The 23,214-nt window shown below is 60.9% G+C and carries 22 protein-coding genes and 1 riboswitch; of the genes, 11 read left to right on the plus strand and 11 right to left on the minus strand.

What is annotated here, in order from left to right; all coding sequences use genetic code 11:
- The first annotated feature begins 73 nt into the window (after window positions 1-73).
- Complete coding sequence (locus tag RWK44_RS06860) at window positions 74-1,171, plus strand: DUF2865 domain-containing protein (RefSeq protein WP_221943610.1); 1,098 nt, start codon at window positions 74-76, stop codon at window positions 1,169-1,171.
- A 117-nt stretch (window positions 1,172-1,288) separates the two neighbouring features.
- On the opposite strand, the gene RWK44_RS06865 is transcribed toward RWK44_RS06860, so the two are convergent.
- Window positions 1,289-2,035, minus strand: coding sequence for an SDR family NAD(P)-dependent oxidoreductase (locus tag RWK44_RS06865; RefSeq protein WP_168284392.1), 747 nt, complete (start codon window positions 2,033-2,035; stop codon window positions 1,289-1,291).
- 196 nt (window positions 2,036-2,231) lie between these two features.
- Entirely contained in the window at window positions 2,232-2,918 is a 687-nt protein-coding gene (bluB, locus tag RWK44_RS06870; RefSeq protein WP_168284393.1) for a 5,6-dimethylbenzimidazole synthase, read from the minus strand.
- 42 nt (window positions 2,919-2,960) lie between these two features.
- Window positions 2,961-3,145: riboswitch (cobalamin riboswitch) on the minus strand.
- Between the two features lie 366 nt (window positions 3,146-3,511).
- Here bluB and RWK44_RS06875 point away from each other — a divergent pair.
- From RWK44_RS06875 to RWK44_RS06890, 4 genes are all read left to right on the plus strand, one after another.
- Entirely contained in the window at window positions 3,512-5,386 is a 1,875-nt protein-coding gene (locus tag RWK44_RS06875; RefSeq protein WP_131665039.1) for a methyl-accepting chemotaxis protein, read from the plus strand.
- A 58-nt stretch (window positions 5,387-5,444) separates the two neighbouring features.
- Window positions 5,445-6,026 (plus strand): hypothetical protein, encoded by a 582-nt coding sequence (locus RWK44_RS06880; protein ID WP_131665037.1) that lies wholly within the window; start codon window positions 5,445-5,447, stop codon window positions 6,024-6,026.
- 382 nt (window positions 6,027-6,408) lie between these two features.
- On the plus strand, window positions 6,409-7,476 hold the full coding sequence (locus tag RWK44_RS06885; protein WP_316028590.1) for a 3-deoxy-7-phosphoheptulonate synthase: 1,068 nt from the start codon (window positions 6,409-6,411) through the stop codon (window positions 7,474-7,476).
- Window positions 7,477-7,560: 84 nt separating this feature from the next.
- Entirely contained in the window at window positions 7,561-8,058 is a 498-nt protein-coding gene (locus tag RWK44_RS06890; RefSeq protein ID WP_132609195.1) for a hypothetical protein, read from the plus strand.
- Window positions 8,059-8,066: 8 nt separating this feature from the next.
- Here the strand turns inward: RWK44_RS06890 and RWK44_RS06895 are convergent, their stop codons facing one another.
- The 3 genes from RWK44_RS06895 to RWK44_RS06905 all read right to left on the minus strand — a co-directional run bounded on the left by RWK44_RS06895 (window position 8,067) and on the right by RWK44_RS06905 (window position 12,120).
- Window positions 8,067-8,630 carry a hypothetical protein gene (locus RWK44_RS06895; RefSeq protein WP_077978322.1) on the minus strand — a complete coding sequence of 188 codons (564 nt, stop codon included), beginning with the start codon at window positions 8,628-8,630 and terminating at the stop codon, window positions 8,067-8,069.
- A gap of 886 nt (window positions 8,631-9,516) precedes the next feature.
- Window positions 9,517-10,347, minus strand: coding sequence for a TolB family protein (locus RWK44_RS06900; RefSeq protein ID WP_316028591.1), 831 nt, complete (start codon window positions 10,345-10,347; stop codon window positions 9,517-9,519).
- Window positions 10,348-10,440: 93 nt separating this feature from the next.
- The gene (locus RWK44_RS06905) at window positions 10,441-12,120 is read right to left on the minus strand and encodes an NAD+ synthase (protein ID WP_222019836.1); all 1,680 of its coding nucleotides are present in this window, start codon (window positions 12,118-12,120) and stop codon (window positions 10,441-10,443) included.
- 189 nt (window positions 12,121-12,309) lie between these two features.
- Here RWK44_RS06905 and RWK44_RS06910 point away from each other — a divergent pair, with 189 nt between their 5' ends.
- Window positions 12,310-12,840 (plus strand): DUF1003 domain-containing protein, encoded by a 531-nt coding sequence (locus RWK44_RS06910; RefSeq protein ID WP_077978325.1) that lies wholly within the window; start codon window positions 12,310-12,312, stop codon window positions 12,838-12,840.
- On the opposite strand, the gene RWK44_RS06915 is transcribed toward RWK44_RS06910, so the two are convergent.
- Window positions 12,837-13,235, minus strand: a complete 399-nt coding sequence (locus RWK44_RS06915; RefSeq protein ID WP_168284398.1) for a GFA family protein — start codon at window positions 13,233-13,235, stop codon at window positions 12,837-12,839. The genes RWK44_RS06910 and RWK44_RS06915 overlap by 4 nt on opposite strands.
- Between RWK44_RS06915 and RWK44_RS06920 the strand changes: the two genes are divergently transcribed.
- Both RWK44_RS06920 and RWK44_RS06925 read left to right on the plus strand, forming a co-directional pair.
- Window positions 13,221-13,571, plus strand: coding sequence for a hypothetical protein (locus tag RWK44_RS06920; protein WP_168284387.1), 351 nt, complete (start codon window positions 13,221-13,223; stop codon window positions 13,569-13,571). The two genes, RWK44_RS06915 and RWK44_RS06920, sit on opposite strands and share 15 nt — an antisense overlap.
- Window positions 13,525-15,363: an ABC transporter ATP-binding protein gene (locus RWK44_RS06925; RefSeq protein ID WP_316028592.1), complete on the plus strand. Its 1,839-nt coding sequence runs from the start codon at window positions 13,525-13,527 to the stop codon at window positions 15,361-15,363. Before RWK44_RS06920 ends, RWK44_RS06925 begins: the two co-directional genes overlap by 47 nt.
- A gap of 226 nt (window positions 15,364-15,589) precedes the next feature.
- On the opposite strand, the gene RWK44_RS06930 is transcribed toward RWK44_RS06925, so the two are convergent.
- Window positions 15,590-16,963, minus strand: a complete 1,374-nt coding sequence (locus RWK44_RS06930; protein ID WP_003540243.1) for a class II 3-deoxy-7-phosphoheptulonate synthase — start codon at window positions 16,961-16,963, stop codon at window positions 15,590-15,592.
- Window positions 16,964-17,183: 220 nt separating this feature from the next.
- Here RWK44_RS06930 and RWK44_RS06935 point away from each other — a divergent pair, with 220 nt between their 5' ends.
- Window positions 17,184-18,467, plus strand: a complete 1,284-nt coding sequence (locus RWK44_RS06935) for a pilus assembly protein TadG-related protein (protein ID WP_168284400.1) — start codon at window positions 17,184-17,186, stop codon at window positions 18,465-18,467.
- Between the two features lie 121 nt (window positions 18,468-18,588).
- Here the strand turns inward: RWK44_RS06935 and gor are convergent, their stop codons facing one another.
- Window positions 18,589-19,974: a glutathione-disulfide reductase gene (gor, locus tag RWK44_RS06940; protein WP_168284401.1), complete on the minus strand. Its 1,386-nt coding sequence runs from the start codon at window positions 19,972-19,974 to the stop codon at window positions 18,589-18,591.
- A gap of 266 nt (window positions 19,975-20,240) precedes the next feature.
- Between gor and RWK44_RS06945 the strand changes: the two genes are divergently transcribed.
- Window positions 20,241-20,453, plus strand: coding sequence for a hypothetical protein (locus RWK44_RS06945; RefSeq protein ID WP_168269751.1), 213 nt, complete (start codon window positions 20,241-20,243; stop codon window positions 20,451-20,453).
- A 57-nt stretch (window positions 20,454-20,510) separates the two neighbouring features.
- On the opposite strand, the gene RWK44_RS06950 is transcribed toward RWK44_RS06945, so the two are convergent.
- From RWK44_RS06950 to rpiA, 3 genes are all read right to left on the minus strand, one after another.
- Window positions 20,511-20,795, minus strand: coding sequence for an acylphosphatase (locus RWK44_RS06950; protein WP_168284402.1), 285 nt, complete (start codon window positions 20,793-20,795; stop codon window positions 20,511-20,513).
- 97 nt (window positions 20,796-20,892) lie between these two features.
- A complete protein-coding gene (locus tag RWK44_RS06955; RefSeq protein ID WP_168284403.1) occupies window positions 20,893-21,456 on the minus strand; it encodes a DUF2059 domain-containing protein in 564 nt (187 codons plus the stop codon).
- Window positions 21,457-21,471: 15 nt separating this feature from the next.
- On the minus strand, window positions 21,472-22,170 hold the full coding sequence (rpiA, locus tag RWK44_RS06960; protein ID WP_003540249.1) for a ribose-5-phosphate isomerase RpiA: 699 nt from the start codon (window positions 22,168-22,170) through the stop codon (window positions 21,472-21,474).
- Window positions 22,171-22,395: 225 nt separating this feature from the next.
- On the opposite strand from rpiA, the gene RWK44_RS06965 reads away from it, so the two are divergent.
- Window positions 22,396-23,112 (plus strand): HAD family hydrolase, encoded by a 717-nt coding sequence (locus tag RWK44_RS06965; protein ID WP_206116902.1) that lies wholly within the window; start codon window positions 22,396-22,398, stop codon window positions 23,110-23,112.
- The last annotated feature ends 102 nt before the right edge of the window (window positions 23,113-23,214 follow it).

Below are 23,214 nucleotides of genomic sequence, written 5' to 3' on the forward strand. Positions count from 1 at the left end.
TACCCTAAGAGAACTGGCGGCGATCAACGCCGCAATCGACCGATCAATTCTTTGCTCATTCCGGGACGACGCCGTGAAACGCCGAAACCTGTCTCTTGCTCTTCTCCTTGCCTTTTCGGCGCCTGCCGCCGCGCAAAGCAGCGCTGTCTGTGAGGACCTGCGCGGCCGCCTCGCCGACTTGCCGCGATCGATCGGCAATGGCAACGGCCCGGAAGCGCGCCAATATGCCAGCGCCATGGCCGAGCAGAACCTCGAGTTGCGAAAGGTCCGCAATGAGCTGCGCAGCAATGACTGCACGTCGGGCAGCATGGTCGTGATCGGCGGCGAGAATGCCGATTACTGCGCCGAACTCTCGCAGGCCGAAGTCAGGATGATCGACAACATTCGCTATCTCCAGGACCGCCGTGGCGAATTGCTCGGCCGGGGCAGCGACAACGACCAGCCCCGCCGCGAGCTGATGGCTGCCCTCGACCGCAATGGCTGCAACAGCGAAAACTTCTATGCCCCCGACGAGCGCAGCGCCGCCGACCCCGCCCCGAGTGTCGAGGAACAGGCGATGCGCACCGATACCTTCATCCCGCTCGGCGGCGGTGAAGAGGTTGATCCGCGTTACGGCCTGCCGCGGGCCGACATGCTGTCGCCAGTCAGCACCATGTGCGTGCGCAGCTGCGACGGCGGCTTCTTCCCGATCAGCTCGAACGCCACGTCGGTTGATTTCGGCCGCGACGCCCAGACCTGCGCCAAGATGTGCCCGGGCATCGAGACCGAATTGTTCTATCGTGATGTGACGAGCACCGAAGCCTCGAACATGATCTCGGTCGCAATGGGCACGCCTTACAGCGCCATGAAAAACGCCTTTGCCTACAAGAACCGTACGCCCGGGGAAAAGTCCTCTTGCGCCTGCAATCTCACCGCCTATTACGAGGAGATGCGCGGCAAGCAGGCGGTGAGCGAACCGCCGCAGCAGGGCTCGATCACCACCATCCGCACCAACCCCACGGCGAAGAATCCCGCAACCGCCGCGCCGCAACCATCCGTTCCCGAGCGCCCCTATGATCCGACGCAAAACCGTGTCCGTCAGGTCGGCCCGCAATTTCTGGCGGGAGATCAGGGCTCGATCGATCTCGCCAACCCAGCAACGTCAGGTCCGCAGCCGCAACAGCAGCAGTGATCGAACAGCTGGAACGGCGGTGGCCGAGCCATGGCGGCGTTATGCCGGGGTGCATGAGATGACGGCAATGTCGCGTGAACGAGCGGCGGGATGTGAATGCGGACAGCTTGGGCATGGTCAATAGGTCGTACGACCACCGCTCAGGTCGAACGTCGATGCGGTGGTGAAGGAGTTCTCTTCGGAGAGCAGCCAGACGACCATCGAAGCGATCTCATGAAGTTCAACAAAACGGTCGCGCGGAATGCGCACGCGCATATATTCGATAAATTCCGGTGTCAGCCCGTCCAATATAGGTGTCTTTGCTGTGGTCGGCGTTACCGCGTTCACGGCGATCCCCGTCTTTGCGAGTTCCTTGCCAAGAGACTTGGTGAAGCCCAGCACACCGGCTTTCGCTGCGCTATAGGCAGCGATGTTCGGATTTCCTTCCTTGCCCGCCACCGAGGAGATGTTCACGATCCGCCCGTAGTCGCGCTTTAACATGACCGGAACGACGTGGCGGCAGCAGTTGAAGGTTCCCGTCAGGCAGACATCGACAACATCTTTCCACTCGATGACATCGTATTCAATCGTGGGCTTAACCGGACCGGTAATCCCGGCGGAATTGACGAGGCCGTCGATACGGCCAAAAATCTCCTCGGTAGTCGCCGCCGCGTTTTTGACTGATTGGGAATCTGCAACGTTGACGCCGAAAGCGACGGTGCCGGAGCCGAGAGCGGAAGCGCTGTCCTTCGCCATGTTTTCGTTCAGGTCCCAGATTGCCACCTTGCCACCAGACTGGATGACGCGCTCTGCGATAGCGTAGCCGATGCCGCGCGCACCGCCTGTGATCACGATGATGCGTTCCTTCAAGTCGATCATGTTCATTGGGCCGTTATCCTCCGATCGAGCCGCCGATAGCCGAGTATCTCTCGGAAATGCCGGGATTCGCCTTCAGCGTATCGATATAAAGGCCCGGAATAAAGATACCTCGCCCTCGCCCGGCGTCGGCGATACCCGACATCGGTTTGCTCACCTTGACTGTCGTGACTGTGCGATTGAGGCCATGCTCCACCGCACTGCCCTAGATGTTCAGTCCCCATCCATCATGGAAGACCAGATCCTCCAGCGGCAGCCGCTGCCGCCAGCCTTTGACGGAGAGTTCCGGCTCGTCATAGAGCCGATCGACGAAACCGGCACAGAGCCAGGCGACTACTTCGATATGAGAGGGTATGCCGAGAATGGTTTTCAGGTCGCCTTCGCGGAAGATGCTGACCCAACCGATGCCGACGCCTTCCGCCCGCGCCGCAAGCCAGAGATTCTGGATGGCGCAGACGGTCGAGTATGAATCCATTCTCGGATTGTGGGTGCGCCCCAGCACCACGCTGCCGCTGCGTGTGGGATCGCAGGTCACGCATATGCCGAGCGGCGCCTCCACGATGCCTTCGAGCTTGAGGGCGCGGTAGGCCTGCTGCCGCTCGCCGGCAAACATCTGCGCCGCCTCCTCGTTGGCACTCGCAAAGGCGTCCCGGACGCGCGCCCGCACAGCGGCACTTTTCACCAGAATGAAATTCCACGGCTGCATGAAGCCGACGGAGGGTGCGTGGTGAGCGGCCGTCAGCAGCCGCTGCACAACATCGTCAGGCAAAGGATCAGGTCGAAACTGGCTGCGAACATCGCGCCGCGTCATGATCGCGTGATAGACGGCCTCGCGTTCGGCCAGGGAAAAACCGGACGCCGCCGAAAGGGCATCCTCATCAAAGGGTCGCATCGTCAAATCCCCAACAACGCAACCGCCCCGCCGTCCGCGCGGATCGGTCTATCTTGCCAGGCCGGTCTTCTGACTGGGCGTCATCCGTCTGCCGCAGCCTTCCCGGCGAGAAGCCAGTGGCGTGATGAAGCGGCAAACGTCGGCCTTACAGCGTTGGGCACGTTCCGGTCTTGCACCGGATTCCCGATTCTCCCGCCTGGACGGGCACCTGACGGCGCATCTATTTCAGCAAACCGGCGCGGCGGCAAGCCGCGAACCAGATGGTTGATTCTAGCCGCACGCCAAGCGGTGCCATCTGTCTCTTTTCTTCGGCCGGGGCGTAGGGAACACGGACGCGCGACATACCACTTCTCCCCAGCGGGGCGAGGCAGATCTCCAGCGGGCGCAATAGCGAAATGACCCGCGTGTGCTCCGGCATCCCATTCTACTTTATGATTTATTCACATATCAAATACACACTGCGTTTGCGCGTTTTGGGTTGCTATCCGGACATGGGCATGAGGGCTCGTGATGTGACCGTCAGCGTGGATGCCCGTATTGAGACGCCGGTCGGGAACATCTCCGACTGAGCCGCAATTCTAGGCTGCCGCGGAATGTTCCATTTTTTGAAAACGATGCCTCTGACCGCCAAGCTGGCGGCGATTATCGTTGCCGTCAACCTCTGCGGCATTTCCGCTTTCGCCACCTATACGTGGATGTACGAAACCCGGGCATTGATCGATGGCGCCAAGGCCAACTGGTCCAAGGATGTGGAGCAGTTTGCCTCTCTGGCCGCCGGCGGCGTCAAATGGGGCAAGGCGAATGCCGTCCGTGAAGCCTATTCGCTCTACCGCGACGACCCTTCGCTCGATCTCGTGCAGTTTGCCGCATTCAACGCGGAGCCTGCCGCCGTAGACGCCTGGACACGCGATGGCATCAACGGTTTGCCCGCACCGGCCGATCTGGCGAAGAGCCTCAGTGCCAAACCGGAAAAAACGACGATCGACGACAGCGGAATATCCGCCGGTGTGGTCACGATCATCGCGCCGCTCCCGCTGGATAAATCAGGCAAGGCCACCGGCTATATCGTTACCAACTGGTCCGTCGAAAAAATCGCTGCTGAAGTCAGGCAGAAGGTTCTCATATCGCTGCTCACGCAGTCCGTGATCACCGCCTTGGCCGTCATCGCCTTCCTTCTCGCCATGCGCAGCCTTGTTGGCCGGCCCATCCGGATCATCAGCGAACGAATTAGCGCATTGCAGAAAGGCGATCTGGCCTCTCCCGTGACCTACAAGGAAAACGGCGACGAGATCGGCTTTCTGGCACGCGCGTTGGAAGTCTTCCGCCACGAGGCAATTGCGAAGGTCGAAAGAGAGCAGGCCGCCGCCGAGCAGACCGCTTCGCTCGATGCCGAACGGGCGCGCAACGCATTATTCACCGAAGAGGCCAGCAACACCCAGCGGCTGGTAATGACCGCTCTTGCAAATTCATTGGAAAAGCTTGCCGCCGGCGATTTCTCGATCCACCTGGCCGATCTCGGCCCCGAATTTGATAAATTGCGGCAGGATTTCAACAACATGGTCGAAGCAGTCGCTGCCGCGCTGACAGAGATCAAGATGGCCTCGGTGGCGGTCGAAGGTGGGTCAAGCGAGCTGGCGTCCTCCGCCGATCAACTCGCCAAGCGGACCGAGCAACAGGCGGCAGCACTGGAACAGACCGCCGCCGCACTGGATGAGGTGACCACCACAGTCAGAACATCGTCGCAGCGGGCCGAAAATACCGGCAAGCTGGTCGAGGAAACCAAACGGAGCGCTCATGTCTCGGCAACGGTGGTGCGCGATGCAATCGGAGCGATGGACCGGATTCAGACCTCGTCCAGCCAGATCGGCCGCATCATCGGCGTCATCGATGAAATCGCGTTTCAGACGAACCTGCTGGCGCTGAATGCCGGCGTCGAGGCGGCGCGCGCGGGCGAAGCCGGCAAGGGTTTTGCGGTTGTTGCGCAGGAGGTGCGTGAACTCGCCCAGCGGTCGGCAAATGCAGCGAAGGAAATCAAGAACCTGATCAATGTATCCGGTCAAGAGGTTGCCGCGGGCGTCGGGCTGGTGAACGAAACCGGCGACGCCCTGCTGAAGATCGAGGAGCAGATCAACCGCATCAGCGACAGTATCGCTTCCATCGTCCAGTCCTATCGCGAACAGGCGACGGGCCTGCAGGAAATCAACGGCGCGATCAACCAGATGGATCAGGCGACGCAGCAGAACGCGGCAATGGTCGAGGAAACCAACGCGGCCTGCCAGGAACTACTGCAGCAGGGACGCCTTCTGCAGGACTCGGCCGGCAGGTTCGTCGTCGGCGCGTCTGCGGCCAGCCAGCCCAGACCCGTTCAAGTCGCCCGCCAATCTCGTCCCGAGCCGAGAGCCCTCGTCCAGCGGCATGCAGGAAATGCCGCCATTGCCGCTGCTCCCGGCGCCTGGGAGGAGTTCTGACATCATCCTCGTTTGATAGCCTTAGTCTTCAGCAACCTATAATCGGAAGGAAACACTTATGAAGAAAATCGTGCCCGCATTTCTTTTGGCCTGCACCGCATTTGGCGTACCCATGGGCGTATCCATGGCGCAGGATGCCAAGCTTGCCCCGATCTCCGACTACGTGACGAGCGACGTCAAGCCCTGGCTCAATGATCCCGCCATCATCGAGGCTGTCAAAGTGCAGAACACTGCCAACGCCAATCTCAGCGCAGCCGATGTCGACGCCCTCGACAAGAAGTGGCGTGCCGAAGTCGATGGCTCCGACCACTCGATGATTGACGGCGTGCTTAACAACGCCCTGTCGAAATTCCTTCAGGGAAAGAAGGAAGCTTCCGGCGGCAAGATCACCGAAATCTTCGTCATGGATGCAAAGGGGCTGAATGTCGGTCAAAGCGACACCACATCCGACTACTGGCAGGGCGACGAGGGCAAGTTCCAGAAGTCTTTCGGCGCCGGCAAGGACGCCGTCTTCGTCGATGAGATCGAAAAGGATGAGTCGACCCAGACGCTGCAGTCGCAGGCAAGTGTGACGATATCCGACGACAAGGGAACGCCGATCGGCGCCATCACCGTCGGTGTGAACGTCGACGCTCTCTGAGCTCGGGAACGACATTCGAAAGCAATGAAAACGCATATCGCCCGGAGCATGCACGGTTCGGGCGATATGCATAAACAAAGACTTGCAAGACGTCGCATGAGTGAGATCGAATGCGACGTGCTTTGTGGCTTCCCTGGGTGTACCTTCCGTAAGGCGCCCGATTTTCAGACAGAAAATTCTACGTGACAACACGCAGACGTGGCGTTACACACGCCCCATGTCGATGACATCAATCTACGCCTCGCGATTTTATTGGTACCGCTGCTCTGAGCGGATGCGGGTCCATGCGTAACTGAATTCGACGCGACGACAACCCGAACAGCCGCTAGTCTACCTGGCGGCTTTTTTGTTCCGCACGGTATGACCAAACAGGAGCCATACCGTGTCTGATACCATTGACGATCTGCGTATCGTCGAAATTACCCCCCTGACCAAGCCCGCCGAGATCATCGCGGAAATTCCCCGCAATGCTGATGTCAGCAAGACCGTGACCAGCAATCGCGATGCGATCCACCAGATTCTTCGGGGCGAGGACGATCGCCTGATCGTCGTCATCGGCCCCTGCTCCATCCATGATCCCGTTGCCGCCAGGGACTATGCCGCTCGGCTCACGGAACAGCGGCAGCGCTTCGCCGGCGATCTCGAGATCGTCATGCGCGTCTATTTCGAAAAGCCCCGCACCACAGTCGGCTGGAAGGGTCTGATGAACGACCCGCATCTCGACGGCAGCTACCGCATTGAGGAAGGCTTGCGCATCGCCCGGCGTCTGCTGCTCGACATTAATGCGATGGGCCTTCCCGCCGGCGTCGAATTCCTCGACACGATCACGCCGCAGTACATCACCGACCTCGTCAGCTGGGGCGCGATCGGCGCGCGCACGACCGAAAGCCAGATCCATCGCCAGCTCGCCTCCGGCCTCTCCTGCCCGATCGGCTTCAAAAACGGCACCGACGGCGGCGTGCGTGTCGCGCTCGACGCCATCCTCGCCGCCTCGCAGCCGCATCACTTCCCGGCAGTAACGAAGGACGGCCAGGCGGCCATCGCCTCGACGAGGGGCAATGAGGACTGCCACATAATCTTACGCGGCGGCAAGCGGCCGAACTATGAAGCTGCCGACGTCGAAGCGGTGACCGGCGAAGCCGTCAGGCTCGGCGTCGCCCCGCGCATCCTCATCGATGCCAGCCACGCCAACAGCGACAAGAACCCGATGAACCAGCCGCTCGTTGTCAAATCCGTGGCAGCGCAGATTGCCGCCGGCAACAACGACATCAAGGGCATGATGATCGAAAGCAACCTCGTTGCCGGCCGCCAGGACCTCGTTTCCGGCAAGCCGCTGGTTTACGGCCAGTCCATCACCGACGGCTGCATCGACTGGGATATGTCGGTGGCGACGCTGGAAGACCTGGCGCAGTCCGCCCGCGCCCGGCGCAAGGCAGCCGTCGCAGCCTGATAGTCAGCATTAAAAGCAGCGGGCAGAAACCCGCCGCCCATTACAGGGCGGTGGGGGCAACCCGGTTATCTCACGGGTACGCCGATGGCGACGCTGCCGTTGACTGTGACCGCCAGTTCATGCCCATTCATCCCAACGAGCTACAGCCGCCAAATGCAGGTGTCTGATGATGGAGCGACCAGATGGGCCGACACAGGCGCATCTTTCGCGAGCACGTCATTTGTCGTCGGAGCCGGCTTGGTCGGAAAATACCTTCGTCTTGTGGAGACGGCTATCAACGGTGCTCAATCCATCGTCACCACTACGCCGGTGCTCGGGCCTGTCGTCGCATTCGTGGCGCTGGCCGCAATGCCGCTCGCGATGGGCGCTAAGTTCGCCGCAATTGCCGACAGCCAGGTCGGCTATAACAATTACTATGGCGCTGCTGATGGTACCGGTGGGCTGGTTGGAACCAAGGCCAATATCAGATTTCTCGTCCAATCATCCGCGAAGCCGCCGATCCCCAAGCAGCGTGGGGTTACTAACCCACCGCCCCGCCATCATGGGCGGAGCTCGGGACCGGATCACCGGCACGCGGAATAGGAGTAGATTTAATAGAGCCATGGATGCATTGAATCGGGCTCGTGTTCAGTCGAGACCCTGTAATAGGTACGCATGTCGTCGCGCTCTTTTTCGTAAGTCCACTTCAAGCCCCATCTGCATTCTTGCGTCATGCACTCACGGCTCTTCGATTCGAACATATCGAGTTGAAATGCCTCGCCATTGATTTCGCCGGTAATCGAGCCGGTTTTCCCCTTATCCTTCGATATGAGTTCAAACGCCCCTGCTCGACCATCCAGACAGTAGATCTTCCCGCGGTAGGTTCGCTCGCCGGTCTCCAGCTTCCAGAAATTCGTCTTCACCTGCGATACGCTGTAGCGACCCTTGCATTGCTGCCTTTCGGCCGAGCCGATCTCAATCGTCCCCCCCATCTCCTCACTCTCGTTCCTAGCAGTCACCTTTCCGAGCACCGGAGTACCCGTTGCGAGATAGCTTCCCTCGACGCCACGGACAAAAAGATATGAACATCCGGCGAGCGTGAAACCCGTTGCCACCAAGGAGCCGGCGACCGTGAAACCACGCAGCGTCCACGCGCATCTCAAGACAGCCAGCAAGTCTATACCTCCAGGTTCATCCTCATGTTCGCGGATGCCAAAAGAGCGGGTTGGAGCGGTGGGCGACCAGTCGTTACCAGCCAGAATAGCACTGATATTCAGGTCACAATATTTCCCCCACAATTTGGAAGATGAATAAATGCCACAGCTCATCTTGAAATAGAATACCCGTCCGCTTCGGCAAGTTACACGGAACTGGAGGCAGCAACTGCAATCAAACCTTGGGAGCCCCCAATCACCCCCTCAAGCGTGCGCATCAGCGATTCGAAGATGAGGCCGGGCGCGACGTTATTACGCACACTGTGACGTGCAATCCTGCCGAATAAACTTTTTCGATAGGGGACGCATGCCTGCAAAAACTCTTCCATCTCCACCTTGGTGGAGAGTAGCGATTGCGTTGATCGTAGTTCCCTAAATCGCGTCCTTCGCATACGCTGTTTACAGCCCACTGTGGGCCCGCCGGATATGACCGAGCGCGTTATTGGTGCGTATCCGCCAACTGCTGTGTTGGGGATCCCATTGCTATTCTACCTCAGGCGGCGTGTAGGGCCGCCCCTTGCAAATTGCGCGATGGTTGGAGCCTTTGTTGCGACCTTCACCTGGATGTGCCTAGTTGCATTTTTCGGCGCTGACGAGGCCTATGCTGGTGACCACATCACTTACCAAAACGGCATGATGACATGGTGGGGATTGCTAGAGACCGTCAAATCGCTCGCAGTGACAGCTGTATCGGCTTTGCTGCTGGTGGACTGTTCTGGCTGGTGGCCGCCGCTGGCGTTAAAAGACAGCCCGTTTCTGAAACGGTTCCAAGCAAAGTGTTCGAGTAGGGGTCTCTCGATATCATCAAATACCCACCACCCCATCATAAAATGGCGGTGCGCCCGTCTCAAGATCTCACCGGAAAATACCTGACATAGGCGAATTCCTCGCCGTCAGGAGACCAACAGGGCACGTTGATCGTGCCCTGCCCGCCGAAAAGCTCGAACAGCGTCTTCAGATTGCCGCCGTCCATGTCCATCAGCCGCAGCCGCACGTCGAGGTCCCGCGGATGGTCGAACACCGATGGGTCGTAGGATAGGAGCAGCACCATGTCGTTGTTGGGCGACGGATGGGCGAACCAATTGCCCTGATTGTCCGAAGTCACCTGCTCGAGCCCGGTGCCATCGGGATGGATGCGCCAGATCTGCATCAGCCCGGTGCGGCTGGAATTAAAGTAGATCCATTGGCCGTCGGCGGAATAGTCCGGTCCGTCGTTGCGACCCTCGCCATGCGTCAGCCGCGTCTCGGCGCCGCCGTGGACGGAGATGGTGTAGATATCGAAGAGGTCGTCGCGGATGCCGCAATAGGCGAGCTGGCGCCCGTCCGGCGACCAGCCATGCCAGTAGGATGGCAGGTTCTCGGTGACGAGCTGCGGCGTGCCGCCTTCGATCGGCAGGATATAGATCGCCGACTTGCCGAATTCGGTCTTGTCGGAAATGACGATCTCGGTGCCATCGGGCGAAATGCCGTGGTCATTGTTGCAGTTGACGGCAAAGCCGGTATCGACCTTGACCACCTCGCCGCCATCGAGCGGCAACCGGTAAAGCAGCCCGTCGCCGTTCAAGAGCAGGTAGGAACCATCCGGCGAGAAATTCGGCGCCTCCACCAGCCTGTCCGTCTGCCAGACCTCGCGGGCCCTGCCCGTCCTGACATTGTAGATCTCAACCGAACTGCGCATGTTTCCTCCCGAAAATCCTACAACGCCGCGCATCTTTCCAGACGCAGGACGCCGTAACGCTTTGAATTGCTGCCGTCAGCGATCTCGATTGCGTCAGCGATCCCGGAAACGGTTGGTGATCGGATAACGCCGGTCTCGGCCGAAATTCTTTTTGGTGATCTTCACGCCGGGCGCCGATTGCCGGCGCTTGTATTCGGCGAGATAGAGCAGATGCTCGACCCGGTGAACGGTCGCGACATCGTGGCCGCGCGCGACGATCTCCTCGACCGCCATCTCCTTCTCGACAAGGCATTCGAGAATATCGTCGAGCACGGGATAGGGCGGCAGCGAATCCTGGTCCTTCTGATCGGGACGAAGCTCAGCCGAAGGCGCCTTGTCGATGATATTCTGCGGGATTATCTCGCCGGAGGGCCCCAGCGCATCCGGCGGCACGTTTTCGTTACGCCAGCGGGAAAGCGCATAGACCTGCATCTTGTAGAGGTCCTTGATCGGGTTGAAGCCACCGTTCATGTCGCCGTAAAGCGTGGCGTAGCCGACCGACATCTCCGACTTGTTGCCCGTCGTCACCACCATCGAACCGAACTTGTTGGAGATCGCCATCAGGATGACGCCGCGCGCCCGGCTCTGCAGGTTCTCCTCGGTGATGCCGCTGTCCGTGCCTTCGAAAAGGCTGGCGAGGGCGCTGCTGAAGCCCGTCACCGGCTGCTCGATCGGCACGATGTCGTAGCGGCAGCCGAGCGCCTTGGCGCAATCGGCCGCATCCTTCAGCGAATCCTCGGACGTGTATCGATAGGGCAGCATGACGGTGCGCACCCGCTCCTCGCCGAGCGCATCGACAGCGATTGCCGCGCAGATCGCAGAATCGATGCCGCCGGAAAGGCCGAGCACCACAGTTTTGAAACCGTTCTTGTTGACGTAATCGCGGAAGCCGAGCAGGCAGGCGCGGTAATCGGCTTCCTCGCGCTCTGGAATATGCGCCAGGGGTCCTTCGGCGCAGTGCCAGCCGCTGTCGCCGCGCTTCCATGTCGTCACTGCCAGCGCCGTTTCGAACTGGCTCATCTGGAAGGCGAGCGACTTGTCGGCATTGAAGCCGAAGCTCGCGCCGTCGAAGACGAGTTCGTCCTGGCCGCCGAGCTGGGCGGCATAGATCAGCGGCAGGCCGGTTTCAATCACCTGTTTCAGCACCACCTGATGGCGGATATCGACCTTGCCGCGATAATAGGGCGAACCGTTCGGCGACAGCAAGATTTCGGCCCCGCTTTCGGCCAGCGTCTCGCAGACGCCGAGATCGCCCCAGATATCCTCGCAGATCGGAATGCCGATGCGCACGCCGCGGAAATTCACCGGCCCCGGCATAGCGCCCTGGTCGAAGACGCGCTTCTCGTCGAACTCGCCGTAATTCGGCAGGTCGATCTTGTCGCGCACCGCGATCACCTTGCCGGCGTCGAGCACGGCGACCGAATTGTAGCGCCCGGTCTCGTCCTGCCGGGGAAAGCCGATGATGACGCCCGGCCCGCCATCGGCGGTATCGGCCGCGAGAGTCTCGACCGCCTTCCAGCAGGCGCGGATGAAGGCGGGCTTCAGCACCAGATCTTCGGGCGGATAGCCGGAGATGAAAAGCTCGGTCAGGACGAGCAGATGCGCGCCCTCCCGGCCCGCGTCAATGCGCGCCTCGCGCGCCTTGGCGAGATTGCCGGCGACATCGCCGACCGTCGGGTTGAGCTGGCCGATGGCGATGCGGAAAATATCAGAAAGGGCGTTTTCCTGTGTCATGTCATTTATTTAGCCTGCACCTTTCGCGACCGCAACATGTTGGCGCCAAAAGCGGCGCCTGGCGGTGACGAAATTTTTATGAACGATTGCGCATGGCGCCGCGCGGCGCCGATACGCATTGCAATTTACCGGCGGAACGGAATACTGGCCCCGCAAAGCGACTGAGATAACTGGCATCGGAAACAGGCAATGTCTAATCTTTCGGACTTCGTGCACCATCATTTCGACAAACCGGCCGACGAACTCGGCGACGTCGAAAAGCGCGTGCTGGCGAAAGCGCACCAACGCAAGGTCATCTCGACCGACGTCAATGCCGCCTTATCCGCCGAGTCATCCTTCGGCGAGCGTATCGCCGATGGCATCGCCCGCGTCGGCGGCTCCTGGTCGTTCATACTCGCCTTCCTCGCCTTTCTCGCCGTCTGGACACTGATGAACACTATCGGTCTGGTGGCGCATCCCTTCGACCCATACCCCTTCATTTTTCTGAATCTGATCCTGTCGATGATCGCCGCCATCCAGGCGCCGATCATCATGATGTCCCAGAACCGGCAGGCAGAGCGCGACCGCTTCGAGGCCGCCAAGGATTATGAGGTCAATCTCAAGGCCGAGCTTGAGGTGCTCTCCCTGCACCAGAAGATCGATATGAGCGTGCTGACCGAGCTGACGGCGCTACGCGAGGACGTGGCCCGCCTCAGCGCCGAACTTGCCGCCAAAGGCTAAACCGGATTTACGGCGTATTGCGGCAGGCCATCGGATATCTCATAGAAGTCGCCCTTGTCGGCGCAGTAGATATGATGGCCGAAGGCAAGGCCGCTCGGCGTGTCGAAGGCGCCGGCCATGACCGAAACCTCTGCCGATCCGTCCGCCTGCCAGAACAGCGCGGAGCCGCAATTCGAGCAGAAGCCGCGCTGTGCCTCTTCGCTTGACCGGTACCAGTGGACTGCCTCGCTGCCATCAACCGAAAGAGCCTCGCGGGCCACGTTGGCCGCGGCGTAATAAAACCCCGTCTGCCGGCGGCACTGCGAGCAATGGCAGCCGACAACAGGTCCTGGCTTCACCATCGTTGAAAATCGCACGGCGCCGCAAAGGCAGCCGCCTGTATGCCGTTCGGTCATGATCGCTCTCCCGTTTATGACCGAACGTTGCCGCCGATCGCCGCCGGCGTCAAATCCATTCCGTTCAACGAAATCATCAGAAATCTTGAAATCACCGGCCTTATGCATGGACGGTCGGTTGGAGTATCTGTTGCGCAACGACAACAGCCGCCAACCTCATCTCATCCCAGCATTGAATCGGCGGCGCTTGTCGGCGATACTGGCGGCTCAAATCAACCTCAGGAGACTGACATGAGAGCGAACCTGTCCAAACAGAAAGGAAACATCCTCCACAAGGACATTCAGCTTCATGAACATTCGCTTCTCCCGCGCGAGGAAAAACTCGCGACGCCATAACTCCTTCGTAAACCTCCTCCGCGATCATCCGACTTCCGCCGACAGTGAGCGGCGCTGGTTGCGTATGCGCAAATTCCTCTCCTACTATCGCCCGCATCTGCCTTTGCTGCTGGCGGATCTGCTGTGCGCCATCCTCGTCGCCGGCACGGCGGTCGCCTTGCCGCTCTGCGCCAACATCGTCACGAGCCGGCTTCTGGCTCTCCCCGATGCGCCGCAGGCCTTCGCCCAAATCCTTGCAATGGGCGGCGTCATGCTGGCCGTTCTGGCCGTCCAGATCGTCGCCATCTTCTTTGTCGATTATCGCGGCCACGTGATGGGCGCCCGCATCGAAGCGACGGTGCGGCAGGAACTCTTCGAGCACTGCCAGAAGCTCTCGTTCAGCTTCTACGACCGCCAGCGCACCGGCCAGCTGATGAGCCGCATCACCAACGACAGCCTGTGGCTGGGCGAGCTCTTTCATCATGGCCCCGAGGATCTTTCCATCGCCGTACTCAAATACGGCGGCGCCATGCTGGTATTGTTCTTCATCGATCCGCCATTGGCGGCTCTCATCCTGCTGCTCACGCCGGCGGCGGTCGCCTATGCGCTCTATTTCAACCGGCGCATGAACCGCGCGCTCGAAGCCAGCAAACGGCAGATCGCCGCCGTCAACGAGCGCGTCGAGGACGCTCTTGCGGGCATCCGCGTCGTCCAGTCCTTTGCCAACGAGGCGCTGGAGAGGGAACGCTTCGCCGAGCAGAACCGACGCTTCCTGCAAAGCCGCGCCGAGGGCTACCGCAGCGAAGCCTGGTTTTCGGTCGGCACCGAAACCTTCGCCCAGCTGGTTACCATATTGGTGATCATCGTCGGCGGCCTGCGCATCCTGGCGGCGGAACTGACCGTGCCTGATATGCTGACCTTCCTGCTCTGCGTCGCCGTGCTGGTCGATCCGGTGCAGCGGCTGGCGAATTTCGTGCGCCTCTGGCAGGAGGGTTATACCGGCTTCGTCAGGGCCATGAAGATCCTGGAGATCGCCCCCGATATCACCGATCGGCCGGCCGCGCGGCCGATGCCGGCACCAAGGGGCGAGATCAGTTTTTCCAACGTCGCCTTCGGCTACGAGGTCGATGGTCCGCGGGTGCTCGAGCAGCTGTCGCTCACCATCGCTCCCGGGGAGTTCGTCGCCCTGGTCGGCCCCTCGGGGGTCGGCAAGAGCACGCTTTGCTCGCTGATACCGCGCTTCTACGATGTCGAGGCTGGCGCGATCCGTATCGATGGCACCGATATCCGCGACGTGACGCTGGCTTCGCTCCGCCGCCATGTCGGAGTGGTGCAGCAGGATGTCTACCTCTTCGCCGGCACGGTGGCGGAAAACCTGCGCTACGGCCGGCCCGACGCCAGCGATGCCGAGCTGGAAGCGGCCGCGCGCGCCGCCAATGCGCACGACTTCATCATCGCCCTGCCCCATGGATATGACACCGATATCGGCCAACGCGGCGTCAAGCTTTCGGGCGGCCAGCGCCAGCGCATCACCATCGCCCGCGCCTTCCTCAAGAATCCTGAGATCCTGATCTTCGACGAAGCAACTAGCGCGCTCGACAACGAGAGCGAACGGGCAGTGCAGCAAGCGCTGCTCAGCCTGGCAAACGGCCGAACCACCCTGGTCATCGCCCATCGTCTGTCGACCGTCCGCCATGCCGACCGCATCCTGGTCCTGACGGCTGATGGCATCGTCGAACAGGGCACTCATGACGAACTCACGGCGCAAGACGGTGTCTACGCCAATTTGCACAGCATCCAGGCCAGCATCTGAGCGTCTGGTACGGGTGCAGAGGATAACAAAAGCCCGGCGGTTCGCCGGGCTGCTAACAAGTCGGTCAACTCCTCTTTCGTCATGCTCGGGCTTGTCCCGAGCATCTGCAGCCGGCGCAGCAGATCCTCGGCACAACAAGGCCGAGGATGACGTCGAGCAAAGAGCGAGGCCTGTCAATAAAAAGCCCGGCGAACCGGGCTATTCATCATCTGTTTCGGGGCTGATCTCAGCCGTTGGCGACCATCCGCTTTTCGTCGCGGCCGCCCTTCATGCGCTCGGCAAGCAGGAAGGCGAGCTCAAGCGCCTGGTCGGCGTTGAGGCGCGGATCGCAATGGGTGTGATAGCGGTCCTGCAGGTCTTCTGCGGAGACCGCGCGGGCGCCGCCGGTGCACTCGGTCACGTCCTTGCCGGTCATCTCGATATGGATGCCTCCCGGATGCGAGCCTTCGGCGCGGTGGATCTGGAAGAAGCTTTCGACTTCCGACAGGATCCGCTCGAAGGGACGGGTCTTGTAGTTGTTGAGCGTGATCGTGTTGCCGTGCATCGGATCGCAGGACCAGACGACCTTGCGGCCCTCGCGCTCGACGGCGCGAATGAGCTTCGGCAGGCTGTCGGCGACCTTCTCGTGACCGAAGCGGCAGATCAGCGTCAGGCGTCCGGCCTCGTTGGCAGGATTCAGGATGTCGATCAGTTGCAGCAGGTCGTCGGCCTGCAGCGACGGGCCGCATTTCAAGCCGATCGGGTTCTTGATGCCGCGGCAATATTCGACATGCGCATGGTCGGCCTGGCGCGTGCGGTCGCCGATCCAGATCATGTGGCCCGACGTTGCATACCAGTCGCCCGAGGTGGAATCGACGCGGGTCAGCGCCTCTTCGTAACCGAGCAGCAGCGCCTCATGGCTGGTGAAGAAATCGGTTTCGCGGAGCGCCGGCTGGTTTTCCGAGGTAATGCCGATCGCCTTCATGAAATCCATGGTTTCGCTGATGCGGTCGGCAAGCTTGCGGTAGCGCTCGCCCTGCGGGCTGTCCTTGACGAAGCCGAGCATCCACTGGTGCACGTTTTCGAGGTTGGCGTAGCCGCCCATCGCAAAGGCGCGCAGCAGGTTCAGCGTCGCGGCCGACTGGCGATAAGCCATGGCCTGGCGCTCCGGGTTCGGAATGCGCGACTCCTCGGTGAACTCGATGCCGTTGATGATGTCGCCGCGATAGGCCGGCAGCGTCACGTCGCCCTGCTTCTCGACATTCGACGAACGCGGCTTGGCGAACTGGCCGGCAATACGGCCGACCTTGACGACCGGCAGCTGCGCGCCGAAGGTCAGCACCACAGCCATCTGCAGGAAGGCGCGGAAGAAGTCGCGGATATTGTCGGCGCCGTGCTCGGCGAAGCTCTCGGCACAGTCGCCACCCTGCAGCAAGAAGCCGTTGCCTTCGGCGACATTGGCGAGATGCTTCTTCAGGCGCCGCGCCTCGCCTGCAAAGACAAGCGGCGGATAGCTGGCAAGCGTGGCTTCCGTTGCCGCCAAAGCGGCTGCGTCGGGATATTCGGGAACCTGCAGGATCGGTTTTTGCCGCCAGCTGCTCGGGGTCCAATTGTCTGCCATCTCACTCACCTGTTCTCACATCCATACCTCAGGATGCCCTCAATATGCGGCGGCTTATAGACCTTTAGACCCAGCTTGCAAAGACCATTCGGCGACTGCTTGTCGCCTCGCCGCCGCCGCTCGCCGCTCTCTAGTTAAACCTGCATATACCATGTCGATTTTCCCATATTTTAGACTTTCAATGTAGAACCGGAGAGAGTTTCAACTTCGGGGACATGGCATGGCAATCCTTCCGCCCGGTTTCATATCGGACCGCTCGGGCAATTTCGGTATCATGACGGCACTGCTGGTAGTGCCGCTCTTCGGTGCGGCCGGCATGGCGGTGGATTTCGCCCACGCGCTCAGCCTGAGGACACAGCTTTACGCCGCTGCCGATGCCGCTGCCGTCGGTTCGATCGCGGAGAAATCCGGCGCCGTCGCAGCCGCCATGACCATGAGCGGCAACGGCACGATCTCGCTCGGCAAGGACGACGCCCGCAATATTTTCATGTCTCAAATGTCCGGGGAGCTGACCGACGTTCATATCGACCTTGGCATCGATGTCACCAAGACCGCCAATAAGTTGAATTCGCAGGTTTCCTTCAGCGCGACCGTGCCCACCACCTTCATGCGCATCCTCGGCCGGGACTCGATCACGATCTCGGGTGCGGCGACGGCCGAATATCAAACCGCCGCCTTCATGGATTTCTACATCCTACTCGACAACACGCCTTCCATGGGCGTCGGCGCAACCGCGACCGATGTTTCCAAGCTGCAGGCCAAAACAGGCTGCGCCTTCGCCTGCCATCAGATGGATCAGAGCACCAACAATTACACCATCGCCAAGAGCCTCGGCGTCGCCATGCGCATCGACGTGGTGCGCCAGGCAACCCAGGCGCTGACCGATACGGCCAAGACCGAACGCGTCAGCAGCGACCAGTTCCGCATGGGCGTCTATACTTTCGGCACCAAGGCCGAGGATGCCAAGTTGACGACGATCTCCAGCCTCACCTCCGACCTGACGAAGGTGAAGAATTACACCGACACCGTCGACCTGATGACCATTCCCTACCAGAACTACAACCAGGACCAGCTCACGAGCTTCGATAGCGCCCTGACGCAGATGAATACCATCATTGATCCGGCTGGCGACGGCACGTCGAATATCAGTCCCGAAAAGATCCTGTTCTTCGTTTCCGATGGCGTCGGCGATAGCTACAAGCCGTCCTCATGCACCAAGAAGACGACCGGCGGCCGCTGTCAGGAACCGATCGACATCTCTTTCTGCAAGCCGCTGAAGGATCGCGGCGTCAAGATTGCCGTGCTCTACACCACCTACCTGCCGCTGCCGAGCAACGATTGGTACAACAAATGGATCAGTCCCTTCCAGAGCGAGATCCCAACGAAGATGCAGGCATGCGCCTCGCCCGGCTTCTATTTCGAGGTGTCGCCGACCGAAGGTATCGCTGGTGCGATGAAGGCGCTTTTCCTCAAGGTCATCCGCTCGCCGCGCATCACCAGCTAGCGCATCGGCCCGAAAATCGAAATCGATCTTCGGAAAGCACGATGCGTCGTTCAAAAAGTTAGAGCGTCCTTTGTGCAGCGGTTCCGGGTCAACGACATGCAGAGCAAAAGCCCGTCACGGCTCAAAGCCGCTTGCCGTCGCAGATCCGATAGCTCGGCGCATACATGGTGACGAGCTCTTCGGCGGCCGTCGGGTGCAGCGCCATTGTCCTGTCGAAATCGTCCTTGGTGCAGCCGGCCTTCAGCGTGATGCCGAGCAGCTGCGCCATCTCGCCGGCATCGTGGCCGAGAATATGGGCGCCCACCACCTTGCGGCTCGCCGCATCGACGATCAGCTTCATGATCATCCGCTCGGCGCGGCCGGAAAGCGTGGCCTTCAGCGGCCGGAACTGGGCGCGGTAGACCTCGAGTTCGGAATAACGCTTGCCCGCCTCCTCTTCCGAAAGGCCGACAGTGCCGATCTCAGGCTGCGAGAAGACGGCGGTCGGGATCAGCTCGTAGTCCGGCCGGGTCGGATTGTTCTTGTACTCGGTCTCGATGAAACACATCGCCTCGTGGATCGCCACCGGCGTCAGCTGTACCCGATTGGTGACATCGCCGAGCGCGTAGATGTTTTCGACATTGGTGCGGGAATATTCGTCGACGATAACGGCGCCGCGCTCGTCGACGGCGACGCCGGCCGCCTCGAGGCCGAGGCCTTGCGTGTTCGGATCGCGCCCAAGCGCCAGCATGACCACGCCGGCTTGCAGCGTGCCGTTGTTCAGCGTCTCCAGAATGAGCCCGCCCTCGCCCTTCGAAACCTTCTGCAGCGTGTCGTGGCAGAGGATGCGGATACCCTTGGCGACCATCGCCTCGTGCAGCCCGCGTCTCAGGTCCTCGTCGAAGCGCGACAGGATCTCGGCGCCGCGATAGATCAGCGTCGTCTCGACGCCGAGGCCATGGAAAATATTGGCGAATTCGACGGCGATATAGCCGCCGCCTGATATCACGATCGATTTCGGCAGCTCTTCCAGATGAAAGGCCTCGTTGGAGGAGATGCAGAACTCGTGACCGGGAAGGGCCGCATGCGGGTTCGGGCGTCCGCCGGTAGCGATGACGATCGTCTTTGCCGTCACCGTCTGTCCGCTCTTCAGCAGCCGGACCGTATGAGCATCGACGAGCTCTGCGCGCGTTTCCAGGATCTCGGCATTGGCGCCGGCGAGCCCCTTCTTGTAGAGACCTTCAAGCCGGGCGATTTCGACATCCTTCGCCGCCACCAGCTTCTTCCAGTCGAAGCTGCTTTCGCCGACCGTCCACCCGAAACCTGCCGCATCCTCGAAATGCTCGTGGAACTGCGAGGCATAAACGAAGAGCTTCTTCGGCACGCAGCCGCGGATGACGCAGGTGCCGCCGTAGCGGTATTCCTCGGCGATCGCCACCTTCTTGCCGAGCGATGCGGCGACACGGGCGCCGCGCACGCCTCCGGAACCGCCGCCGATGACGAAGAGGTCGTAGTCGTAGGAAGACATGGGGAGCTCCAGAAGGGAATCGCAGGAAGGATGTTCCTGATATAGGGGCGATTGTCATGAAAACAAAAGCCCGCTCCCGCGTCATCCGGTTCCCATCGCCGAATCTTCATTGTAAACGGCTGACCCCGGTCACCAGTGCGGTTGACCAGTTACCGTCTTCGGTTGACCAGTCACCGTCTTCGGTTGACCAGTCACCGTTTACGGTTGACCCGGTCGGCCGAGGCTGGCAGCAATCCGTGGGATGGAAACGAATGGCGGAGCAAAAGATGGATCAAACTCTCTTCACCAACCTGTGCAAGGCTGGCAAATTCAAGGAAGCACTCGGCCTCGCCATTCAGGGCCACGAGCATGAAAAATACACGCCGAGCCGCTTTTCGATCGACAAGAAGACGAGACTGCCGATCTTCTATCGCGGCAACAAGCGCGTGGAGCCGGATGAGGAGGGTGTGTGGCAACTTGCAAAGAACCCGAACCCGTAGGGGCTGAGTTGCGGCGCATATGCGTTGGCAATTGAATCTGTCTAGCCATTGCTGCTGTCAGCGGGCAATGCGGAAATTCGACGGTTTCTTCTCAAGCTGGGCCGTTTCCGTCTCGACGCCCGAAACCGACGCCCCCAAAGGCCCGCGCCTGAAACGCTCGATCATTGTCGTGACGGCGGTGTCGGGTCCTGCGATCACTGCGACGACCGCCCCGTCCTCTTCATTGCGAACCCAGCCCGTCAAACCGAGCCGCACCGCCTCGTCGCGCGTCCATATGCGAAAACCGACACCCTGGACCTTGCCGGATATCCGCACTCGGACGGCCTTATCATGATCGGACATGTCTGCAGTCACCTGAAGCCTCGCCAACGGCATTTGCCGCATCATATCAAAAAAGCCCGGACGATGCCGGGCTTTCGCAAATTTGAGGGGGCAGGCCTTACTGCTGGGCAGCCGGTGCCGGCGCCGGAGCGGTCGGGCTGTCGGTTGCCGGTGGCGGCGCCTTGATGACCTTGGAAAGCTCGGCGTTGCTCTGCTTTTCCAGATCGCGGGAAATGCCCTGCGCCCAGATGTCGGCAGCCTTCGCCGTCTCGCGCGAGGCGACCGGGCCATCGCGCAGCAGCTTCTTGCCGACGTCGGAATTATAGAAGTCGGCGATCGCCTTCAGCTCGTCGACGGTGAAGGTCTTGGCATAGGTGAGTGCCGCCTCCTTCTCCAGATCGCCGCGGCGCGGCGCCAGCGCCAGCGCCTGCGCGTCGACAGTCGACGAAATGATGTCCTGGTAGTTTGGCGAATCCTGGATCAGGCCGGCCTTCAGACGCTCGGCGAGACCGGGCAGGATGTTGTCGAACTGGGCGGTGGCGCCGATGGCGTTGATCGCCGCGCGAGACGCCTTCAGCTGCTCCTCGGAGACTTCCTGCGCCTTGACGGCGGAGCCGAAGGCAAGCCCGGAAAGAACGACGGTCGTAGCGGCGAGACGGCCAAGACCTGCAATGTTCATCATGAGTATATGCTCCTGTTATCTGTTTGCCTGCAGCGTGCGCGCACCCGCAGGACCGGCAATGATCGCAAGTGCCGCCATATTGATGAAGAGCCCGTGTTCAACGACGCCGGGTATGGAATTCAGCTCGCTCGAAAGCGCCTCTGCATCAGGAATGCGGCCAAAAGATGCATCGATGATGTGATGGCCGCCATCCGTCGTAAACTCTCCGTCACCCGACTGGCGCAGGTCGAGTTCACCGGAAAGACCGAGCCGGGCTGCGACCTTTTCGATCGCGATCCGCGTCGAGACGAGCCCGAACGGATTGACCTCGATCGGCAGCGCGAAGGCGCCAAGCGTTTCCACCAGCTTGCTCTCGTCGGCAATGACGATCATTCGCTCGGAGGCGGCCGCGACGATCTTTTCGCGCAACAGCGCGCCGCCGCCGCCCTTGATCAGCCTGAGCGCCTGATCGACCTCGTCGGCGCCATCGATCGTCAGGTCGAGTGCCGGCAGTTCGTCGAGCGACTTCAACGGCACGCCGAGTTCGACGCAGAGCCGCGCGGTTCGTTCGGAGGTCGGAACGCCTTCGACCCTGAAGCCGCCCGCGACTTTCTCCGCCAGCAGGCGAACGAACTCTTCCGCCGTGCTGCCGGTGCCGATCCCGAGACGCATCCCGCTTTCGACATGGGCGAGTGCGGCCTCGGCGGCCTTGATCTTCATTTCGCGGGCATCCATGCGCCGCCAGCTCCTGATATTGCGTTGGATGTGCTGTTTACACGGCTCGCCTGGCAAACGAAAGTCAAAATCATCACCGAAAATGAAAAGCCGAAACAGAGGCCTGCAGCCTTCCCGACCATCGCCGGACGTTGCTTTCCGCCGCACGATCGCCTACCTCAGGGACGATCGATCGTTCCCTAGGACGATCCATCGCTCCTCAAGACGACCATCGCTCAAAGAGACATGCCCTTGACCCCTGTTCCCGCTCGCCCGGCGCTCGTCGTCTTCGATCTCGACGGCACCCTTCTCGATACCCACGTGGACCTGGTCGAGAGCCTGAACCATACGATCGCGGCCCTTGACCTCCAACCGGTCAGCTATGACGACCTCACCCATCTCGTCGGCCAGGGCGCACGCGTCATGATCGAGCGCGCCTGCCGGCTGCGCGGCCATCCGCTCGAAAGCGACGCCCTGCCGCCGCTGGTCGAGCGTTTCGTTGCCCACTATGCCGGCAACATGCCCGGCCATACCGAACCCTATCCCGGCCTGGTCGCCGCCATGGACCGGCTGAAATCTCAGAATTACCGCCTCGCCGTCTGCACCAACAAGATGGAGAGCCTGGCACTCGGCCTGCTCGGCAAGCTCGAGCTTACCCGGTATTTCGACGCCATCACCGGCGGCGACAGCTTCGAATACCGCAAGCCCGACGCCCGCCACCTCACCGGCACCATCGAACGCGCCGGCGGCGACATCACCCGCACCGTGATGATCGGCGACAGCGTCAACGATATCGCCGTGGCGAGAAACGCCGGCGTACCGTCGATCGCTGTGCCTTTCGGTTATTCCGACGTGCCGGTTTCAAGCCTCGATCCGGATGTTATCATCACCCATTTCGATGAGTTGACACCGGAGTTGGTGGAAACGCTGTTGCGGGAATATGCGGAGAAGGTTGCCGTCTGAGACGGAGCCGTCCCTCTTTCTGCTGGCGAGCGGCGTGGCACCCCCTCTGCCCTGCCGGGCATCTCCCCCACAGGTGGGGAGATTGGATAGGCGCGCCGGCTT

The sequence above is a fragment of the Rhizobium sp. 25PS6 genome (genome assembly GCF_032464655.1).
Lineage (GTDB): Bacteria > Pseudomonadota > Alphaproteobacteria > Rhizobiales > Rhizobiaceae > Rhizobium > Rhizobium laguerreae.

Excerpts from the sequence above, each read along its gene's own strand:
- RWK44_RS06915 (WP_168284398.1), bottom strand. The coding sequence starts at position 13,235 with ATGACCGAACGGCATACAGGCGGCTGCCTTTGCGGCGCCGTGCGATTT.
- RWK44_RS06900 (WP_316028591.1), bottom strand. The coding sequence starts at position 10,347 with ATGCGCAGTTCGGTTGAGATCTACAATGTCAGGACGGGCAGGGCCCGC.
- RWK44_RS06935 (WP_168284400.1), top strand. The coding sequence starts at position 17,184 with ATGGCAATCCTTCCGCCCGGTTTCATATCGGACCGCTCGGGCAATTTC.
- RWK44_RS06865 (WP_168284392.1), bottom strand. The coding sequence starts at position 2,035 with ATGAACATGATCGACTTGAAGGAACGCATCATCGTGATCACAGGCGGT.
- gor (WP_168284401.1), bottom strand. The coding sequence starts at position 19,974 with ATGTCTTCCTACGACTACGACCTCTTCGTCATCGGCGGCGGTTCCGGA.
- RWK44_RS06905 (WP_222019836.1), bottom strand. The coding sequence starts at position 12,120 with ATGACACAGGAAAACGCCCTTTCTGATATTTTCCGCATCGCCATCGGC.
- RWK44_RS06875 (WP_131665039.1), top strand. The coding sequence starts at position 3,512 with ATGTTCCATTTTTTGAAAACGATGCCTCTGACCGCCAAGCTGGCGGCG.
- RWK44_RS06930 (WP_003540243.1), bottom strand. The coding sequence starts at position 16,963 with ATGGCAGACAATTGGACCCCGAGCAGCTGGCGGCAAAAACCGATCCTG.
- RWK44_RS06910 (WP_077978325.1), top strand. The coding sequence starts at position 12,310 with ATGTCTAATCTTTCGGACTTCGTGCACCATCATTTCGACAAACCGGCC.
- RWK44_RS06920 (WP_168284387.1), top strand. The coding sequence starts at position 13,221 with ATGCCGTTCGGTCATGATCGCTCTCCCGTTTATGACCGAACGTTGCCG.
- rpiA (WP_003540249.1), bottom strand. The coding sequence starts at position 22,170 with ATGGATGCCCGCGAAATGAAGATCAAGGCCGCCGAGGCCGCACTCGCC.
- RWK44_RS06950 (WP_168284402.1), bottom strand. The coding sequence starts at position 20,795 with ATGTCCGATCATGATAAGGCCGTCCGAGTGCGGATATCCGGCAAGGTC.
- RWK44_RS06945 (WP_168269751.1), top strand. The coding sequence starts at position 20,241 with ATGGATCAAACTCTCTTCACCAACCTGTGCAAGGCTGGCAAATTCAAG.
- RWK44_RS06965 (WP_206116902.1), top strand. The coding sequence starts at position 22,396 with ATGCCCTTGACCCCTGTTCCCGCTCGCCCGGCGCTCGTCGTCTTCGAT.
- bluB (WP_168284393.1), bottom strand. The coding sequence starts at position 2,918 with ATGCGACCCTTTGATGAGGATGCCCTTTCGGCGGCGTCCGGTTTTTCC.
- RWK44_RS06890 (WP_132609195.1), top strand. The coding sequence starts at position 7,561 with ATGGCGACGCTGCCGTTGACTGTGACCGCCAGTTCATGCCCATTCATC.
- RWK44_RS06880 (WP_131665037.1), top strand. The coding sequence starts at position 5,445 with ATGAAGAAAATCGTGCCCGCATTTCTTTTGGCCTGCACCGCATTTGGC.
- RWK44_RS06925 (WP_316028592.1), top strand. The coding sequence starts at position 13,525 with ATGAACATTCGCTTCTCCCGCGCGAGGAAAAACTCGCGACGCCATAAC.
- RWK44_RS06955 (WP_168284403.1), bottom strand. The coding sequence starts at position 21,456 with ATGATGAACATTGCAGGTCTTGGCCGTCTCGCCGCTACGACCGTCGTT.